Source organism: Melaminivora alkalimesophila (genome assembly GCF_000282995.1).
GTDB lineage: Bacteria > Pseudomonadota > Gammaproteobacteria > Burkholderiales > Burkholderiaceae_C > Melaminivora > Melaminivora alkalimesophila.
On sequence record NZ_ALEE01000659.1, the window covers coordinates 1 to 1,124 of the forward strand.

2 protein-coding genes are annotated in these 1,124 nt (G+C 73.9%); both read right to left on the reverse strand.

Annotated elements, in window-relative coordinates:
• The coding region (locus tag A612_RS12805) for a tRNA (cytidine(34)-2'-O)-methyltransferase (RefSeq protein WP_019374862.1) at positions 1-372 on the reverse strand (372 nt) is incomplete at its 3' end.
• Positions 373-456: 84 nt separating this feature from the next.
• The coding region (locus A612_RS12810; protein WP_019374863.1) for a ComF family protein at positions 457-1,124 on the reverse strand (668 nt) is incomplete at its 5' end.

Here is a 1,124-nt window from a genome sequence, read left to right on the forward strand (position 1 = left end):
CAGGCGCAGCCGCTGGTCGGGCGGGAAGCTCTCGCGCAGGGCCTGCGGCAGACCGCGCGATTCGGCGCCGAAGACCAGCCAGTCCCCAGGCAGGAAGCCGGTGTCGTGGACACTTCGCTCCCCGTGCGTCGTCAGGGCGAAGATGCGCGCCGGATCGGGCTCTTCCTCGCGCAGCAGCGCTGTCCAGCCTGCATGGCGGCGCACCCGGGCGTATTCGTGGTAGTCCAGCCCGGCGCGCCGCAGCTGCGCGTCGTCCATCGAAAAGCCCAGGGGCTCGACCAGGTGCAGGGTGCAGCCGGCGTTGGCCGACAGCCGGATCACGTTGCCGGTGTTGGGCGGAATCTCGGGTTCGATGAGCACGATGTGGAACATGGCGCCCGCATTGTGGCGGCGAAAGCGGCGAGAGGGGCGGGTGCGGACTTGTCCATCTCGGCGCAATGGTAATGAATCGTATCGTCAGGGCGTGCGTGCCAACACCAGCGCTCCCACCCAGGACGCGCCGGCGGCGCGCAGGGTGCGGGCGGCGGTGTGCAGCGTGGCGCCGGTGGTCATGACGTCGTCCACCAGCAGCACGCGCCGGCCGCGCAGGCCCAGGCGGGCCGGTTCGGCCACGGCAAAGGCGCCGCGCAGGTTGGCCGCACGGCGCTCGCGCGCCAGCGAGCTCTGGGCCACGGTCGCGCGCACGCGCAGCAACACGTCGCTGCGCACCGGGGCCGGCGGCCGCAGCGCACGCGCCAGCAGCAGCGCCTGGTTGTAGCCGCGCGTGCGCAGGCGTGCCGCGGCCAGCGGAATCGGCAGGACCAGCTGGGCGCACGCCAGCAGCTCCTCCACCCGCGCATCCCCCTCCCACAGCTGGGCGAGCGGCGCGGCCCAGCCGATGTCGCCCTCGAACTTGAAGCGCGCCAGCAGCTCGCTCCACGGGTAGCCGTAGTCCACGGCCGCGCAGCACGCGTCCAGCGGCGGGGCCTCGTCCCCGCAGGAGCGGCAGTCGGCCTGCGCGCGCGCCAGCACGGCCGCACAGCGCACGCAGCGCAGCTGCGGACGGGCGAAACGCTGGCGGCAGCTCTGGCACACGCGCTCTGCCGGCCAGGCGTGGCACAGCGCGCACTGGCTGGGCAGGGCGC